Source organism: Pseudomonas petroselini, from assembly GCF_045037875.1.
Classification (GTDB): Bacteria; Pseudomonadota; Gammaproteobacteria; order Pseudomonadales; family Pseudomonadaceae; genus Aquipseudomonas; species Aquipseudomonas petroselini.
In genome coordinates, this window is the sequence record NZ_CP173614.1 from 2,620,569 (window position 1) to 2,635,305 (window position 14,737).

A 14,737-nucleotide genomic window follows, 5' to 3' on the forward strand; every position below is an offset into this window, starting at 1 on the left:
AACATGAGTGGCAACTTCCTCGCCCTGGCTCAGCCGGGCGTGCAACAACTGTCGCCTTACGTTCCGGGCAAGCCTGTGGACGAGCTGGCGCGTGAGTTGAACCTGGATCCGTCCAAAATCGTCAAGTTGGCGAGCAACGAGAACCCGCTGGGCCCTAGCCCTAAAGTGCTGGCGGCGATCCGTGAAGCGTTGGCTGAGCTGACCCGCTATCCCGATGGCAACGGCTTTGCGCTCAAGTCCCTGCTGGCGGAGAAGTGCCGGGTCGAGCTGAACCAGGTGACCCTGGGTAACGGTTCCAACGACATTCTTGAGCTGGTCGGTCGTGCCTACCTGGCGCCGGGCCTGAACGCGGTGTTCAGTGAGCATGCGTTCGCGGTCTATCCGATCGTGACCCAGGCTGTCGGCGCTGACGCGCGCATTATTCCTGCGAAGGAGTGGGGCCATGACCTGCCGGCCATGCTGGCGGCCATCGACGCACAGACCCGCGTGGTGTTTATCGCCAACCCGAACAACCCGACAGGCACCTGGTTCGACGCTCAGGCGCTGAACGACTTCCTGCAAGACGTGCCTGAGCACGTGCTGGTGGTGCTGGACGAGGCGTACATCGAATACGCCGAAGGCAGCGACCTGCCGGACGGCCTGGATTTCCTGGCTGCCTACCCGAACCTGCTGGTCTCGCGCACCTTCTCCAAGGCTTACGGCCTGGCGTCGCTGCGGGTCGGCTACGGTTTGTCCGGCGCGGTCGTCGCTGACGTGCTGAACCGCGTGCGCCAGCCGTTCAACGTCAACAGCCTCGCCCTGGCGGCGGCCTGTGCGGCGGTGAAGGATGCCGAGTACCTGGAAGAAGGCCGTCGCATCAACGAAAGCGGCATGTTGCAGTTGCAGCAAGGCTTCCGTGAGCTGGGCCTGGGCTGGATTCCGTCCAAGGGCAACTTCATCTGCGTCGACCTCGGGCAGGTGGCTGCCCCGGTCTTCCAGGGCCTGCTGCGCGAAGGCGTGATCGTGCGTCCGGTGGCCAACTACGGCATGCCGAACCACCTGCGTATCACCATCGGTTTGCCGGCTGAAAACAGCCGCTTCCTGGAGGCGTTGGCCAAGGTTCTGGCTCGTGGTTGATGTCACTGCATTGCAACCTGCTGTGCCTATGATCGGTCGCCTGGTGGTGGTCGGTCTGGGGTTGATCGGCGGCTCTTTCGCCAAAGGCCTGCGTGAAAGCGGGCTGTGCGGCGAAGTGGTCGGTGTGGACCTGGACCCGCAATCGCGCACATTGGCGGTTGAGTTGGGGGTGGTGGATCGTTGTGAGGCGGACCTGGCGCTCGCGTGCCAGGGCGCTGACGTGATCCAGCTGGCCGTGCCGATCCTGGCCATGGAGAAGTTGCTGGCCGTGTTGGCGGGCATGGACCTGGGCCAGGCGATCCTGACGGATGTCGGCAGTGCCAAGGGCAATGTGGTGCGTGCGGCGCAACAGGCGTTTGGCGGGATGCCCGCGCGCTTTGTGCCGGGCCATCCGATTGCCGGTTCCGAGCAGAGCGGGGTGGAAGCGTCGAATGCGCAGCTGTTCCGTCGCCACAAAGTCATCCTGACGCCGCTTGCGCAAACCGACCCGGCCGCGTTGGCGGTGGTGGATCGGCTGTGGCGTGAGCTGGGGGCGGATGTCGAGCACATGCAGGTCGAGCGTCACGACGAAGTGCTGGCGGCGACCAGCCATTTGCCGCATTTGCTCGCTTTTGGCCTGGTGGACTCGCTGGCCAAGCGCAACGAAAACCTTGAGATTTTCCGTTACGCCGCCGGTGGCTTCCGCGATTTCACGCGGATTGCCGGCAGCGACCCGGTGATGTGGCACGACATCTTCCTCGCCAATCGCGAAGCGGTGTTGCGCACCCTGGACACCTTCCGCAGTGACCTCGACGCCTTGCGCGACGCGGTCGATGCCGGAGATGGCCACCAATTATTGGGCGTGTTCACCCGTGCGCGGGTGGCGCGTGAGCATTTCAGCAAGATCCTGGCGCGCCGGGCCTACATGGAAACCGCAGTGAACACCGATGACCTGACCTTCCTCGCCAATCCGGGCGGCCGCTTGAGCGGACGCATTCGGGTGCCGGGTGACAAGTCGATCTCCCATCGGTCGATCATGCTGGGTTCCTTGGCCGAGGGGGTGACTGAGGTCGAAGGTTTCCTCGAAGGCGAGGACGCCTTGGCGACGTTGCAGGCGTTTCGTGACATGGGCGTGGTGATTGAAGGGCCGCACCATGGGCGCGTGACCATCCATGGCGTGGGGTTGCATGGCTTGAAGCCAGCACCGGGGCCGATTTACCTGGGTAACTCCGGTACGTCGATGCGCCTGCTGTCCGGTTTGCTGGCCGCGCAGCGCTTCGACAGTGTGCTGACGGGCGACGCGTCCCTGTCCAAGCGCCCGATGAATCGCGTGGCCAAGCCTCTGCGGGACATGGGCGCGGTGATCGAGACCGGGCCGGAAGGGCGTCCGCCGCTGACTATTCGGGGTGGTCAGGCGTTGAAAGGCCTGACGTACGCCATGCCGATGGCCAGTGCCCAGGTCAAGTCCTGCCTGTTGCTGGCGGGGTTGTATGCCGAGGGCAAGACCGCCGTGACCGAACCGGCACCGACCCGTGACCATACCGAGCGCATGTTGCGCGGTTTTGGTTACCCGGTGGCCGTGGAGGGCGCGACGGCTTCGCTGGAGTCGGGTCATGCCTTGATCGCCACCCATATAGAAGTGCCGGGGGATATTTCCTCCTCCGCATTTTTCCTGGTGGCGGCGTCGATCGCCGAGGGTTCCGAGCTTTTGCTGGAGCACGTGGGGGTCAATCCGACGCGTACCGGGGTGATCGAGATCCTGCGGCTCATGGGGGCGGATATCACCCTGGAAAATCAGCGCGAAGTCGGCGGCGAGCCTGTGGCGGACTTGCGGGTGCGTGCGGCGTCATTGAAGGGGATCGAGATTCCCGAAGCGCTGGTGCCGTTGGCCATCGATGAGTTCCCGGTGCTGTTCGTCGCGGCGGCCTGCGCCGAAGGGCGGACCGTGTTGCGTGGGGCGCAAGAGCTGCGCGTGAAGGAGTCCGACCGTATTCAGGTCATGGCCGATGGTCTGCTGGCACTGGGGGTGAAGTGTGAACCGACCCATGATGGGATTATCATTGACGGTGGCCTGATGGGCGGTGGTGACGTGCACGCCCATGGCGATCACCGGATTGCCATGGCGTTCAGCGTAGCTTCCCTACGGGCGGCGGCGCCGATTCGTATCCATGACTGCGCCAATGTTGCTACGTCTTTTCCGAACTTTCTTACACTGTGTGCCCACGTCGGCATCCGTGTTGCCCAAGAGGCTCAATTGTGAATATCAAAGCACCGGTGATTACCATCGACGGGCCAAGCGGCTCGGGCAAAGGCACGATCGCCGGCATCCTGGCCAAGCGCCTGGGCTGGTGCCTGCTGGATTCCGGCGCGCTGTACCGCCTGCTGGCATTTGCCGCTCGCAACCATGGCGTCGACCTGACCAACGAAGAATCCCTGAAGCTGCTGGCGGCGCACCTGGATGTGCAGTTCGTCGGCGCGACGGAAGGTCATCCCCAGCGCATCATCCTCGAAGGGGATGATGTGACGGATGACCTGCGCAACGAACAAGTCGGCTCCTGGGCTTCCCAGGTTGCCGCGCTGCCGGCCGTGCGTGATGCGCTGCTGCAGCGCCAGCGGGCGTTTCAGGAGCCGCCGGGCCTGGTGGCTGATGGCCGTGACATGGGAACCGTGGTGTTTCCCGAGGCGCCCTTGAAGATTTTCCTGACCGCCAGCGCCGAGGAGCGGGCTCGCCGCCGTTACTTGCAGTTGAAGGGCAAAGTCGATGGTGTTAGTCTGTCGAGTCTGCTAGATGAGATCCGTGCACGCGATGAGCGTGATACCCAGCGCGCAGTAGCCCCGCTTAAACCGGCGGCTGATGCCATACAGCTGGATTCCACGGAGTTGTCCATCGAGCAGGTGCTGGAACGCATCATGAGCGAGATCGCCATTCGCGATATCGCCGGGTGACCAAGAAGGCCGCAGGGGACCAGTCATAGTCCTGCGGTGGCTTCTTTTAACTGAAACTGACCCACACCGTCTGGGGTGTGGAGATGGGCGTATTCTTCGCCCTTATCAACAGGAATTAAAATGAGCGAAAGCTTTGCGGAACTCTTTGAAGAAAGCCTAAAAACCCTGAACCTTCAGGCAGGCTCCATCATCACCGGTGTTATCGTTGATATCGATTACCAAGCTCGCTGGGTAACCGTTCACGCTGGTCTGAAGTCTGAAGCTCTGATCCCGCTGGAACAGTTCTACAACGATGCTGGTGATCTGACAATCAATGTCGGTGACGAAGTTCACGTTGCTCTGGACTCGGTTGAAGACGGTTTCGGTGAAACCAAGCTGTCCCGTGAAAAAGCCAAGCGCGCTGAATGCTGGATTGTTCTCGAAGCAGCCTTCGCAGCTGAAGAAGTGGTCAAGGGCGTTATCAACGGTAAGGTTAAAGGCGGCTTCACTGTCGACGTTAACGGCATCCGTGCGTTCCTGCCAGGTTCTTTGGTCGACGTTCGTCCAGTGCGCGACACCACGCACCTGGAAGGCAAAGAACTCGAATTCAAGGTCATCAAACTCGATCAGAAACGCAACAACGTTGTCGTTTCCCGTCGTAGCGTCCTGGAAGCAGAGAACTCCGCCGAGCGTGAAGCTCTGCTGGAATCCCTGCAGGAAGGCCAGCAAGTCAAAGGTATCGTCAAAAACCTCACCGACTACGGCGCATTCGTCGACTTGGGTGGCGTGGATGGCCTGCTGCACATTACCGACATGGCTTGGAAGCGCATCAAGCATCCTTCCGAAATCGTCAATGTTGGCGACGAGATCGATGTCAAGGTTCTGAAATACGATCGCGAACGCAACCGTGTTTCCCTGGGCCTGAAGCAACTGGGTGAAGATCCATGGGTCGCTATCAAAGCCCGTTACCCAGAAAGCACTCGCGTCACCGCGCGTGTTACCAACCTGACCGACTACGGCTGCTTCGCTGAGCTGGAAGAAGGCGTTGAAGGCCTGGTACACGTTTCCGAAATGGACTGGACCAACAAAAACATCCACCCTTCGAAAGTCGTACAAGTCGGCGACGAAGTGGAAGTTATGGTTCTGGACATCGACGAAGAGCGTCGTCGTATCTCCCTCGGCATCAAGCAGTGCAAATCTAACCCATGGGAAGATTTCTCTGGCCAGTTCAACAAGGGCGATAAAATCTCCGGCACCATCAAGTCGATCACCGATTTCGGTATCTTCATTGGTCTGGACGGCGGCATCGACGGCCTGGTTCACCTGTCCGACATCTCCTGGAACGAAGTGGGCGAAGAAGCTGTTCGTCGTTTCAAGAAGGGCGACGAGCTGGACACCGTTATCCTGTCGGTTGACCCAGAGCGCGAGCGTATCTCCCTGGGTATCAAGCAACTGGAAAGCGACCCGTTCTCTGAATACGTTCAGGACAACGACAAAGGCGCAATCGTTAAAGGCATCGTGAAAGAAGTTGACGCTAAAGGCGCCATCATCACTCTGGCCGACGATATCGAAGCGACTCTGAAAGCCTCCGAAATCAGCCGTGACCGCGTTGAAGACGCGCGTAACGTTCTGAAAGAAGGCCAGGAAGTAGAAGCCAAGATCATCAGCGTTGACCGCAAGAGCCGTGTAATCCAGCTCTCCATCAAGTCGAAAGACGATGCTGAAGAGAAAGAAGCCATCCAAAGCTTGAAAGACAAGCCTTCGGATAGCATCGCTGCTGGTCCTACCACTCTGGGCGACCTGTTGCGTGCACAAATGGAAAAACAGAACTAAGTTCTGTCAGACCATAGAAAAAGGGCGACTTCGGTCGCCCTTTTTTGTGCCTGAAATTTGTTGAATCAACGTCGAGAACCAAGGTGAGTAGCTCAGTGTCAGAACTGACTATAGTCTTAGGAAAAAAGCGGTTCTCGTGATGTCGTTTCAGTAAGGAGTTGAATGAACAGGCTTATTGTAATACTCGCAGTGCTCATGCTCGCAGGCTGCTCTACCACCAGTGCCAAGACCCACGCTAAGCGCGGCGTCAGCGGCATCGAGATCGACTGCTCGGGGCTGGGCAACAAGTGGGACAAGTGCGAGAAGCGCGCCGCCCGTGAGTGCAAGATGCAGGGCTACAAAGTCATCACCAAGTCCAGTGACGCCACGGACGAAGAGGGCGACTACCTGTTCGGCTGGAACCCTGCTGGCGCGGTGACTCGCAAGATGCTCGTCATCTGCAATTGAGGCGGTTACGTGTTTCACGCAGGTGTTTATTTAACCCGCAGATAAGTTTATGCGTGGGCTGTTCAAATTCATCAAGTCATGCTAAAACCTTCGAAGCGCTTTTCCTAGCTGCTTGAAAAAGAAGGGAAAAATATGACGAAGTCGGAGTTGATCGAACGAATTGTCACCCATCAAGGGCTGCTCTCATCCAAGGATGTTGAGCTGGCTATCAAGACCATGCTCGAGCAAATGTCCCAGTGCCTGGCGACTGGTGATCGGATTGAGATCCGTGGGTTTGGCAGCTTCTCCTTGCACTATCGTGCACCGAGGGTGGGGCGAAATCCCAAGACCGGACAGTCTGTAAGTCTGGATGGGAAGTTTGTGCCTCACTTCAAGCCGGGGAAGGAATTGCGGGATCGGGTGAATGAGGATGAGGAAGAGGGCGTCTGAATCTTTATGGTCAGGGGGCGGATTTATGCTTAGGGTTGGACGTGTCATTGCTATCCTTGTACTGCTATCGGTTTTGGTATTGGTTCTGGCATTTGTGCTTGAGAATCAACAGGAGATTACCATTTCATTTTTTGGGTGGGCTACGCCTCAGCTGCCAGCGTCTGTATTCTTGGCACTCTCACTGATTGTCGGAATGGTCGCTGGTCCCGTATTAGGAGTGTTGGTCAAGATCAATCGGTTCGGAAAAACTCGACATCTTAGCTAAATCGAGTGGTGAGTATTTAATCGGCACATTGAAGGGGTGGGTTAGTCATCTCTCCTTCGAGCTTCCTGCATGTTGTTTTCTCACTGTTGAGTGAGAACGATGGTACCTTTATTCTTCCTCTTGCCTTTACGTGCTAGGCCAGTAATGGTTTAATATGCGCGATTTTTTACCTAAAAAATATATCTGTGCTTATTAAGTTAACTACTTGATTGCTATTCTCTGTATACGAATATCAATTTAAGTCATGTACTTCCAGTACTGAACCATTAGGCTGATGTGGCTGCAGTTTTATCTGGTTGCACGGGTCGATTGTTCTGAGGAGTGGCCAAGAGTCGGTTCGACATAATGGAAAGTTTTGCACTCGTGAGTTAAGTGAACTACTTTGCTTCCTGTGTCAACACGTAGGTGTGTGCTGATTGAATAGATGGTCGGCCATTAGGCGGGTCGAGACGGTAGAAAAGTATTTCGGCGCGTTCGTTCTGTTGTAGCCATTTAGCTACGTGATTTAGGAGTGAATGAATCGATTTTTCACGATTCAATTGCACCAACCGTCATGAGGCCTATTTTCTTATGGTATTCGTCTTTGATCAATGCCTGTTCAGCGGGCGCGAAACTAATAGCTGCCTGGTCGACCTGCGCAACGTTTTTTCCAGTTCGATGAGATTGATTGCAGAGGCTTGGTGTGGGTCGTTATGTGTGAAAAAATATGGATGATTCTCACATGCTCTATAGCATAACTACCCGGCTGAGCCGTAGCTAAGAATAGTACTCTGCCCTCCTGATGAAAATAATTATTGATATTTGATATTTTCGTGTTTTGTACTCCATTTTTAAGGAGTGGGGGCAAGGACTGATACTAAAATTTTTTTGTGAGCTGTGTAATGTCGATCAGAAACAACACCGTTTGGAATTTGATTGGAACGGGAGCACCCTTCCTATTGGGGTTGATCACTATTCCGTACTTGATCAAATGGACAGGCGTAGAAATGTTTGGTGTCCTTACATTGGTATGGATATTGATTGGCTATTTTAGTTTGTTTGATTTTGGTTTAGGCCGTGCTTTAACTCAAACAGTCGCGAAAAAGATTGCAGAAGAGAAGATTGATGAGGTGTCTATAACTATAAATCTTGGTTTATTTTTAGTTGTATTCGCTGGTGTGTGTGGTGGTGTTTTGTTGGGCGCTATTTCCCATATGTTGGGGGCTCATTGGCTTGGAGTGAGTGCTGAACTGCAAAGCGATGTTGTCATTTCATTTTTAATCGCTGCTGCAGGTATCCCTCTTACTACTGCAACTTCTGGACTGCGAGGCGTATTAGAAGCATATCAAGAGTTCGGTAAGGTTAACGTTTTGAGAGTTTTATTAGGTGTGGCCAATTTTGGAGCACCGGCATTGACCGTGTTGATATTGGGCCCAGAGTTAAAGTGGATGGTTGCAAGTTTGGTCGCTGCCAGAGTTGTAGTCTTTATTGCACATATTTATTTAGTCGGTCAGAAAAGTTCATTTTTTTGGGTTTCTCCAAAAAAACACAAGGCCGAAATTCGCCAACTAATAACATTTGGCTCATGGATGACGTTGTCGAACGTAATAAGTCCTTTGATGGTGACAGGAGATCGATTCGTAATTTCCTCCATGATGGGCGCCAGTTTTGTCGCCTATTACACAGTACCCTTTGAGGTTCTTGTGCGTTTTCTTGTAATACCTGCTGCATTAACAGCCGCCATATTCCCCAGACTTTCCGCTTTGTTAGTGACTGACATGAGGAGTGCTTACAGCCTTTTCAGAAAGAGTGTTATGTTAGTTGCTGCGGTAATGCTCGTCTTTTGTGCCACTGCTGCATTTGGTTCTAACTTCGGTATGACTCTATGGTTGGGGACCGAATTTTCCGAACAGTCTGCGATGTTAGCTTCGATCCTTGCAATTGGAATCTTGTTTAACTCAGTTGCCCAAATTCCACATTCGGTAGTGCAGGCGGCCGGAAATGTTAAAGGAACAGCCATCGTACACTTGGCAGAGTTTTGTATATATTTTCCTATTCTGTATCTGGCGGTAAGAAATTTTGGATTGATGGGTGCCGTAGTTGTTTGGGTGATTAGAGCATTTGTGGATATGTCGTTGATGTTCTTACTTAGCCGTAAAATTTTTCTCAAGCAGGAGAGGAATTAATGTCCCGTAAAATAGCAGTTGGAATTGTTGTTTTTAAACCAGGTCAACCTGTACTAGATCGAATTTCCATGATGGTGTTAGCTGGATTCGACGTCTATATTTTCGATAACTCTCCAGAAGTGGAGAGTGTTAAACGGATATCTAAAAATACCCCTTGCGTACACTATTTTACTTGCGGAAAAAATGTGGGCCTAGGATATGGTATATCAACAGTATGCGCGCAAGCGTACGCTGATAATATAGATGCTCTGGTTTTTTTCGATCAGGATACCGGTTTTAGTATTCAGACTTTGGAATTTATAGAGAACTATTATATTAAGCGTCTAGATATTGCTGATAGTTATAGTTCTTTTTGGTTTAATGCTAAGGCGATCAATTGCGAGAATGCTACGGGAGGTGAGCTTAAAGATGTTGAACTCTCGATTAATAGTGGTTCACTTTATTTCCTTGATAAGTTGAAGTTGCTAAACTGGCACGATTGTAGTTATTTTGTAGATGGCGTGGACTATAAGTACTGCCTTGATACAAATAATGCAGGTCTGAAGATAGGGGAGTGTTCTTATGCTCCCGGTTTCGATCATGTGAGCGAGCAGGATGACAAGGTATATCGTTTTTTTTCGAAAGAATATTATTTGCGTCCTTATCCGCTTTTTCGAATTGTTGATACCAGTAAAGCTAGCTTAAAGTTAATAATTTCATCTCTTGTGGCGAGGCGTATGAAATTTGCAGCTAAGTTCTTTAAGTTCTACTGTATTTATTTAGCAGCGCAGTTGTTAGTGCGTATTGCCCATAGTGAGGTTAAATAGCAATGTTTGAAGTGTCGACTAAGAACGCACAGTTTGCGATATTTACGGTTTGTAATATTGCGTATTTGCCTAAAGCGCTAGTCTTAGCTGAGTCTTTGCAGAAGTTTAAACATCCGAAGTTAAAGATTTATTTGTTTGATCGGAAGACCGACAAGGTTGATCTAGAGCAATTTTACTCTATTGCACAGTTTGTGTGGATTGAAGATATTGGTTACGAAGGCTTGGAACAACTAGCTTTCAAATATGACATTACGGAATTCAGCACTAGTCTAAAACCATGGATAGCATTAGATCTTTTAAAATTTTCCGAAAAGGTTGTTTTCTTAGATCCGGATACATGCTTATTCTCATCGCTTGATCGGTTGTCAGAGTTGTTGGATGAAAAAGAGATAATCCTTACTCCTCATTATATTACACCTGAGCCAGCAAGTGATTTAGGTATGATGCGGTTTGGATCCTTTAATCTAGGTTTCTTTGCTGTCAGAAAAACACCTGAGGCGATAAGATTCCTAGAATGGTGGAGTGATCGCTGTCTTGAATCCTGTTACTTCGAAACGCAATTTGGTTTGTCAACTGATCAAAAATGGGTAACTATTGCACCGTGCTTTTTTCCAACACTTTATATTTCTTTTGATCTTGGATATAACGTCGCATTTTGGAATATGCATGAGAGGGTGATCGATGCTGCTGAAGAAACTGGGTACGTGGTAAACGGTAAATATGCCTTGGTATTCTTTCATTTTAGTGCGTTTGATGAGAAGAATCCTCAGTTTCTTTCGAAACGTCCATTTTCAACTAAAACTAAAGGGCGAAAAGATTATATGCCATTAGTGCTTACTTACAAAGAGGCGCTGGATGGATATAAAGACAAGGTTCCTAATGTGGCCTATAGTTTTGATTATATGTCAAATGGTGACTACATATCTCCAACTTTTCGTCGGGCGTACGCTAGCGTTCTACCAGAATTGCCGGTCAATCATGATCCTTTTGACTCTAGTGGGGTGGTAGCAAGGTTTGGGTCAAAAAACTATTTGCTCAGAAATAACGGAAGTTATAAATCTACTGGCTTTGGAGACTTGAAAGATAATAGGGTGAAACTGAGAGTTATAAATACTGGTTTGAAATTGGCGTTGCGTATATTCGGTCCCAATAGAATGATGAATTTTTCAAGGTTGTTTGTATTTTTATCGAGCTTTAGAATGAATAGGGATATGTGGAAGCTCTGATACTTGGGGTGCGTCATTAGTAGATAGGCTGATGGCGCACGCACGGCGGAGTGCTTTTTATGCATTGGCAGTCGATAGGGGCGGGCTCGTACATGTTGCAGGAAAAAAAAATACGTCAGTTTCATCCTGGAGGGCTAGCCATACTATTTCTTTGGTTTGCCTGTATTTTTGATCCGGTCGGCATGTTGTTTAATATAAAGTTTGTTGCAATAATCATAGTTTATATAGTTATTTTTTTTAAACTTATAAAGAAAGGCGGTCGCCTAGATCTTACAAAAGACTATATTTGGTTTTTTATTTTTTTTGCAATAGTGCTGCCAGTTTTCGGGGTGACAGTTTCAGTCTTTCACGGAGTTTCAGAGAGCGGAGGAGATACTTCTTATATATCATCTGCAGTGTATGTAGGTTGTTCATTACTTTATCTATTTCCGGGATATCTAGGTGCTGCATGCCAGAGCCTATCGATATCGCTCCGAGCCTTAGCGCTTTCTATTTGGCTTACATTGCTGGCGATTATCACCGGGCATCATGAGGCGTTGACTGAGTTCTATTTCAATCACGGAATGGCTTATATAGGTGAACGAACGTATTCTGCTGTTGGTTTTTACTATATCTATTTTGTTGCCTCGCCAATGCTCATTTATCTGGTTTGTAAAGATACTTGGGAGCTAATTTCATCATTTTCGGTTAAGCGCCTGTTAATTTTGTTTATGACAGCAGGAGCTCTTTTTCTATCGGGTACTAGGGCTAACATGGTGCTTGCAGTAGTTGCGCCTTTTTTTGTAATGACGTGGTTTCGGTATGGCCGGGCCACGTTAATTTTTGTTCCCGTAATGGCTGGGGTCTTAATTCTGACGATGATAGTTTTTAACATACCTATAGTTTCTGACATGTTCGGCCCTGGAGAACAAAGTAATTCCACAAAAATCGCTTACTTGCAAAGCTATTACAAAATTTTCAACGATCCTCTGATATTACTAATCGGCCAGGGTTTTAATGCTAAAGAATGGTCAGGTGTGGTTGCTGCCATGCTTCCAGAAGGCGCTAATAAAACTGAACTGAGCTATCTCGAGATGCTACGTGTGTTTGGCTTCTTTGGTTTGTTCTTTTTGCTGTTATTGCTGAAAAGGCTTAGTGTAAATGGAGCTATCGCAAGAACGGGCTATCCTTGGATCGCCCCTGGATTGATTCTGTACGCGATGGTTTCTGCTATCAATCCATACATTTTTTCCTCTAACGGCATGCTTTTGCTCGGTTTTTCAGCGGCGGTTTTATCCGCAGAGAAGTCGACCGCATCTGATCGACAACAAAGTGTCTAATGGTGCAGAATAGGGCATAAGGAATTTATTTATCTATGAGTGGTAGATACTAACATGTTCAAATCTAAAGTACTTATGATTACGGGTGGCACGGGATCTTTCGGAAACGCCGTGTTAAAGCGGTTTCTGGAGACAGATATCGCCGAAATACGTATCTTTAGTCGCGATGAAAAAAAGCAAGACGATATGCGCAAGCATTATAATAATAAAAAGCTAAAATTCTATATTGGCGATGTTCGAGATTATCAAAGTGTGCTGAACGCTAGCCGAGGTGTGGATTACATTTTTCATGCGGCAGCGTTAAAACAAGTACCCTCCTGTGAATTTCACCCTATGGAGGCTGTAAAAACCAACATAATAGGCACGGAAAATTTGTTAGAGGCGGCTATACAGAGCGACGTAAAGCGAGTTGTATGTCTAAGTACCGATAAAGCGGTATATCCCATTAATGCAATGGGTATTTCAAAGGCGATGATGGAAAAGGTGGTCGTTGCTAAATCTCGTAATGTTGATGAGAGTAAAATTATAATCTGTGGCACGCGTTATGGAAATGTCATGGCGTCCAGGGGGTCGGTAATCCCTTTATTCATTGAACAAATTCGCGCAGGCAAACCGCTCTCCATCACAGACCCAAAAATGACACGTTTCATGATGACCTTGTCAGACGCTGTCGACCTCGTACTCTATGCTTTTGAACATGCAAACAACGGCGATTTTTTTGTTCAAAAAGCCCCTGGCGCAACGGTCGAAACGCTAGCGCGTTCGTTGACAGCGTTAATGGGCAAGGCTGATCATCCCATTAAGATTATTGGTACCCGACACGGGGAAAAGCTTTACGAGGCTTTGCTTAGTCGTGAAGAAATGGCCTGTGCTGAAGACATGGGGAACTATTTCCGTATCCCGCCAGATTTGCGTGATCTTAACTATAGCAAATTTGTTGAAGAGGGAGAGGAGAAGATTTCAAAAATGGATGATTACAACTCTCATAACACAACTCGTTTGGATAGTGATGGGATGCAAGAACTTCTGATGAAGTTAGAGTTTATGCGTGCTATCAAACGCGGCGAATACGTAACTCCTGAGGAATAAATCATGAAAGTACTCATCACAGGTGTTGACGGATTTGTTGGAAAAAATCTGGTCGCTCACCTTCGTGAGCGAACAGATATAGAAATATTGCGATTCAGCCGTGAGAGCGATATCTCAGAACTCTCTGAACTTATACAGAAATCGGATTTTATTTTTCATTTGGCAGGTGTGAACCGACCTCAAGAATCAGAGTGTTTTCAAACGGGTAATGTAGATTTCACTCAGACGTTATGTGAGGCGATAACAAAGAGCGGCAAGTGCGTACCTTTGTTGTACACATCCTCCGTTCAAGCGGACCAAGATAACCCCTATGGATCTAGTAAATTGGGCGCCGAGGTGTTGCTCATACGTTTGTCAAAAGAGCGTGGAGTGCCTGTTTATGTTTTCAGATTACCTAATGTTTTCGGAAAATGGGCCCGCCCAAACTATAATTCTGCGGTAGCGACGTTTTGTCATAATATTGCTCGTGATCTGCCAATTCATATCAATGACCCTGCAGCGCACATCGTGCTGGTCTACATTGACGATGTGATGAGAAGTTTTATTGCTCTTATGGATCAACCTGCTAACGGAGTTAAATTTTTAGAAGTAGAACCTAAATATCGAACTACGGTGGGAGATGTCGCGGGTTTTCTGAAAATGTTCAAAGATGGTCGCGATACCTTAGTAACGGAGTCAGTTGGCGAAGGATTATGCCGTGCTCTGTACTCAACGTATCTAAGTTATCTGCCTCCAGAGAAATTTTTCTACGAGATTCCCCAGCACAAAGATCCTCGTGGAATGTTTGTTGAAATGCTCAAGACTAAAGACTCCGGTCAGTTTTCATTTTTTACTGCACACCCAGGTATTACTCGTGGTGGACATTATCATCACTCCAAAACAGAGAAGTTTCTAGTTATCAAAGGTGAGGCGCTGTTCCGATTCAAACAGATTGATTCTGGGGAGTTATATGAGGTTTTTGCTTCTGGAGAAAAATCTGTAATTGTCGAGACAGTACCTGGTTGGTCTCACGATATCACCAATATCGGTGAAGATGAAATGATTGTTATGTTATGGGCCAACGAGGTTTTTGATCGAGAAAACCCCGACACCTACTCAATGCCGCTTACTAGCGAAGTGAGAGCGAGATGAAAAGAGG

Annotated in this window: 13 protein-coding genes; all 13 read left to right on the forward strand. The window is 49.6% G+C overall.

Features of this window, described 5'->3' with window-relative positions:
* Nucleotides 1-3: 3 nt before the first annotated feature.
* The 13 genes from hisC (at nucleotide 4) to ACI512_RS12325 (ending at nucleotide 14,730) form a co-directional block, all read left to right on the forward strand.
* Nucleotides 4-1,116: a histidinol-phosphate transaminase gene (hisC, locus tag ACI512_RS12265; RefSeq protein ID WP_236382281.1), complete on the forward strand. Its 1,113-nt coding sequence runs from the start codon at nucleotides 4-6 to the stop codon at nucleotides 1,114-1,116.
* A gap of 28 nt (nucleotides 1,117-1,144) precedes the next feature.
* Nucleotides 1,145-3,355 (forward strand): bifunctional prephenate dehydrogenase/3-phosphoshikimate 1-carboxyvinyltransferase, encoded by a 2,211-nt coding sequence (locus ACI512_RS12270; RefSeq protein ID WP_236382287.1) that lies wholly within the window; start codon nucleotides 1,145-1,147, stop codon nucleotides 3,353-3,355.
* Nucleotides 3,352-4,041: a (d)CMP kinase gene (gene cmk / locus ACI512_RS12275; RefSeq protein WP_012722932.1), complete on the forward strand. Its 690-nt coding sequence runs from the start codon at nucleotides 3,352-3,354 to the stop codon at nucleotides 4,039-4,041. The genes ACI512_RS12270 and cmk overlap by 4 nt, the downstream gene beginning before the upstream one ends.
* Before the next feature lie 120 nt (nucleotides 4,042-4,161).
* Nucleotides 4,162-5,853, forward strand: a complete 1,692-nt coding sequence (rpsA, locus tag ACI512_RS12280; protein ID WP_012722933.1) for a 30S ribosomal protein S1 — start codon at nucleotides 4,162-4,164, stop codon at nucleotides 5,851-5,853.
* 162 nt (nucleotides 5,854-6,015) lie between these two features.
* Entirely contained in the window at nucleotides 6,016-6,300 is a 285-nt protein-coding gene (locus ACI512_RS12285) for a hypothetical protein (protein WP_012722934.1), read from the forward strand.
* A gap of 132 nt (nucleotides 6,301-6,432) precedes the next feature.
* Complete coding sequence (ihfB, locus tag ACI512_RS12290; protein WP_003218804.1) at nucleotides 6,433-6,729, forward strand: integration host factor subunit beta; 297 nt, start codon at nucleotides 6,433-6,435, stop codon at nucleotides 6,727-6,729.
* A gap of 25 nt (nucleotides 6,730-6,754) precedes the next feature.
* Nucleotides 6,755-6,994, forward strand: a complete 240-nt coding sequence (locus ACI512_RS12295) for a lipopolysaccharide assembly protein LapA domain-containing protein (protein ID WP_012722935.1) — start codon at nucleotides 6,755-6,757, stop codon at nucleotides 6,992-6,994.
* 881 nt (nucleotides 6,995-7,875) lie between these two features.
* Nucleotides 7,876-9,159, forward strand: a complete 1,284-nt coding sequence (locus ACI512_RS12300; protein WP_405121818.1) for a flippase — start codon at nucleotides 7,876-7,878, stop codon at nucleotides 9,157-9,159.
* On the forward strand, nucleotides 9,159-9,965 hold the full coding sequence (locus ACI512_RS12305; RefSeq protein WP_405121819.1) for a hypothetical protein: 807 nt from the start codon (nucleotides 9,159-9,161) through the stop codon (nucleotides 9,963-9,965). Before ACI512_RS12300 ends, ACI512_RS12305 begins: the two co-directional genes overlap by 1 nt.
* 2 nt (nucleotides 9,966-9,967) lie before the next feature.
* Nucleotides 9,968-11,191 carry a putative nucleotide-diphospho-sugar transferase gene (locus ACI512_RS12310; protein ID WP_012722938.1) on the forward strand — a complete coding sequence of 408 codons (1,224 nt, stop codon included), beginning with the start codon at nucleotides 9,968-9,970 and terminating at the stop codon, nucleotides 11,189-11,191.
* A 92-nt stretch (nucleotides 11,192-11,283) separates the two neighbouring features.
* Nucleotides 11,284-12,510 carry a hypothetical protein gene (locus ACI512_RS12315; protein WP_148270901.1) on the forward strand — a complete coding sequence of 409 codons (1,227 nt, stop codon included), beginning with the start codon at nucleotides 11,284-11,286 and terminating at the stop codon, nucleotides 12,508-12,510.
* 54 nt (nucleotides 12,511-12,564) lie between these two features.
* Nucleotides 12,565-13,599: a polysaccharide biosynthesis protein gene (locus tag ACI512_RS12320; RefSeq protein WP_405121820.1), complete on the forward strand. Its 1,035-nt coding sequence runs from the start codon at nucleotides 12,565-12,567 to the stop codon at nucleotides 13,597-13,599.
* A 3-nt stretch (nucleotides 13,600-13,602) separates the two neighbouring features.
* Complete coding sequence (locus ACI512_RS12325; protein ID WP_405121821.1) at nucleotides 13,603-14,730, forward strand: capsular polysaccharide biosynthesis protein CapF; 1,128 nt, start codon at nucleotides 13,603-13,605, stop codon at nucleotides 14,728-14,730.
* The last annotated feature ends 7 nt before the right edge of the window (nucleotides 14,731-14,737 follow it).

What these genes read in the sequence shown, in the direction of transcription:
- hisC (WP_236382281.1), top strand. Translation starts at nt 4, where the DNA reads ATGAGTGGCAACTTCCTCGCCCTGGCTCAGCCGGGCGTGCAACAACTG.
- ACI512_RS12270 (WP_236382287.1), top strand. Translation starts at nt 1,145, where the DNA reads ATGATCGGTCGCCTGGTGGTGGTCGGTCTGGGGTTGATCGGCGGCTCT.
- rpsA (WP_012722933.1), top strand. Translation starts at nt 4,162, where the DNA reads ATGAGCGAAAGCTTTGCGGAACTCTTTGAAGAAAGCCTAAAAACCCTG.
- ACI512_RS12285 (WP_012722934.1), top strand. Translation starts at nt 6,016, where the DNA reads ATGAACAGGCTTATTGTAATACTCGCAGTGCTCATGCTCGCAGGCTGC.
- ihfB (WP_003218804.1), top strand. Translation starts at nt 6,433, where the DNA reads ATGACGAAGTCGGAGTTGATCGAACGAATTGTCACCCATCAAGGGCTG.
- ACI512_RS12295 (WP_012722935.1), top strand. Translation starts at nt 6,755, where the DNA reads ATGCTTAGGGTTGGACGTGTCATTGCTATCCTTGTACTGCTATCGGTT.
- ACI512_RS12300 (WP_405121818.1), top strand. Translation starts at nt 7,876, where the DNA reads ATGTCGATCAGAAACAACACCGTTTGGAATTTGATTGGAACGGGAGCA.
- ACI512_RS12305 (WP_405121819.1), top strand. Translation starts at nt 9,159, where the DNA reads ATGTCCCGTAAAATAGCAGTTGGAATTGTTGTTTTTAAACCAGGTCAA.
- ACI512_RS12310 (WP_012722938.1), top strand. Translation starts at nt 9,968, where the DNA reads ATGTTTGAAGTGTCGACTAAGAACGCACAGTTTGCGATATTTACGGTT.
- ACI512_RS12315 (WP_148270901.1), top strand. Translation starts at nt 11,284, where the DNA reads ATGTTGCAGGAAAAAAAAATACGTCAGTTTCATCCTGGAGGGCTAGCC.
- ACI512_RS12320 (WP_405121820.1), top strand. Translation starts at nt 12,565, where the DNA reads ATGTTCAAATCTAAAGTACTTATGATTACGGGTGGCACGGGATCTTTC.
- ACI512_RS12325 (WP_405121821.1), top strand. Translation starts at nt 13,603, where the DNA reads ATGAAAGTACTCATCACAGGTGTTGACGGATTTGTTGGAAAAAATCTG.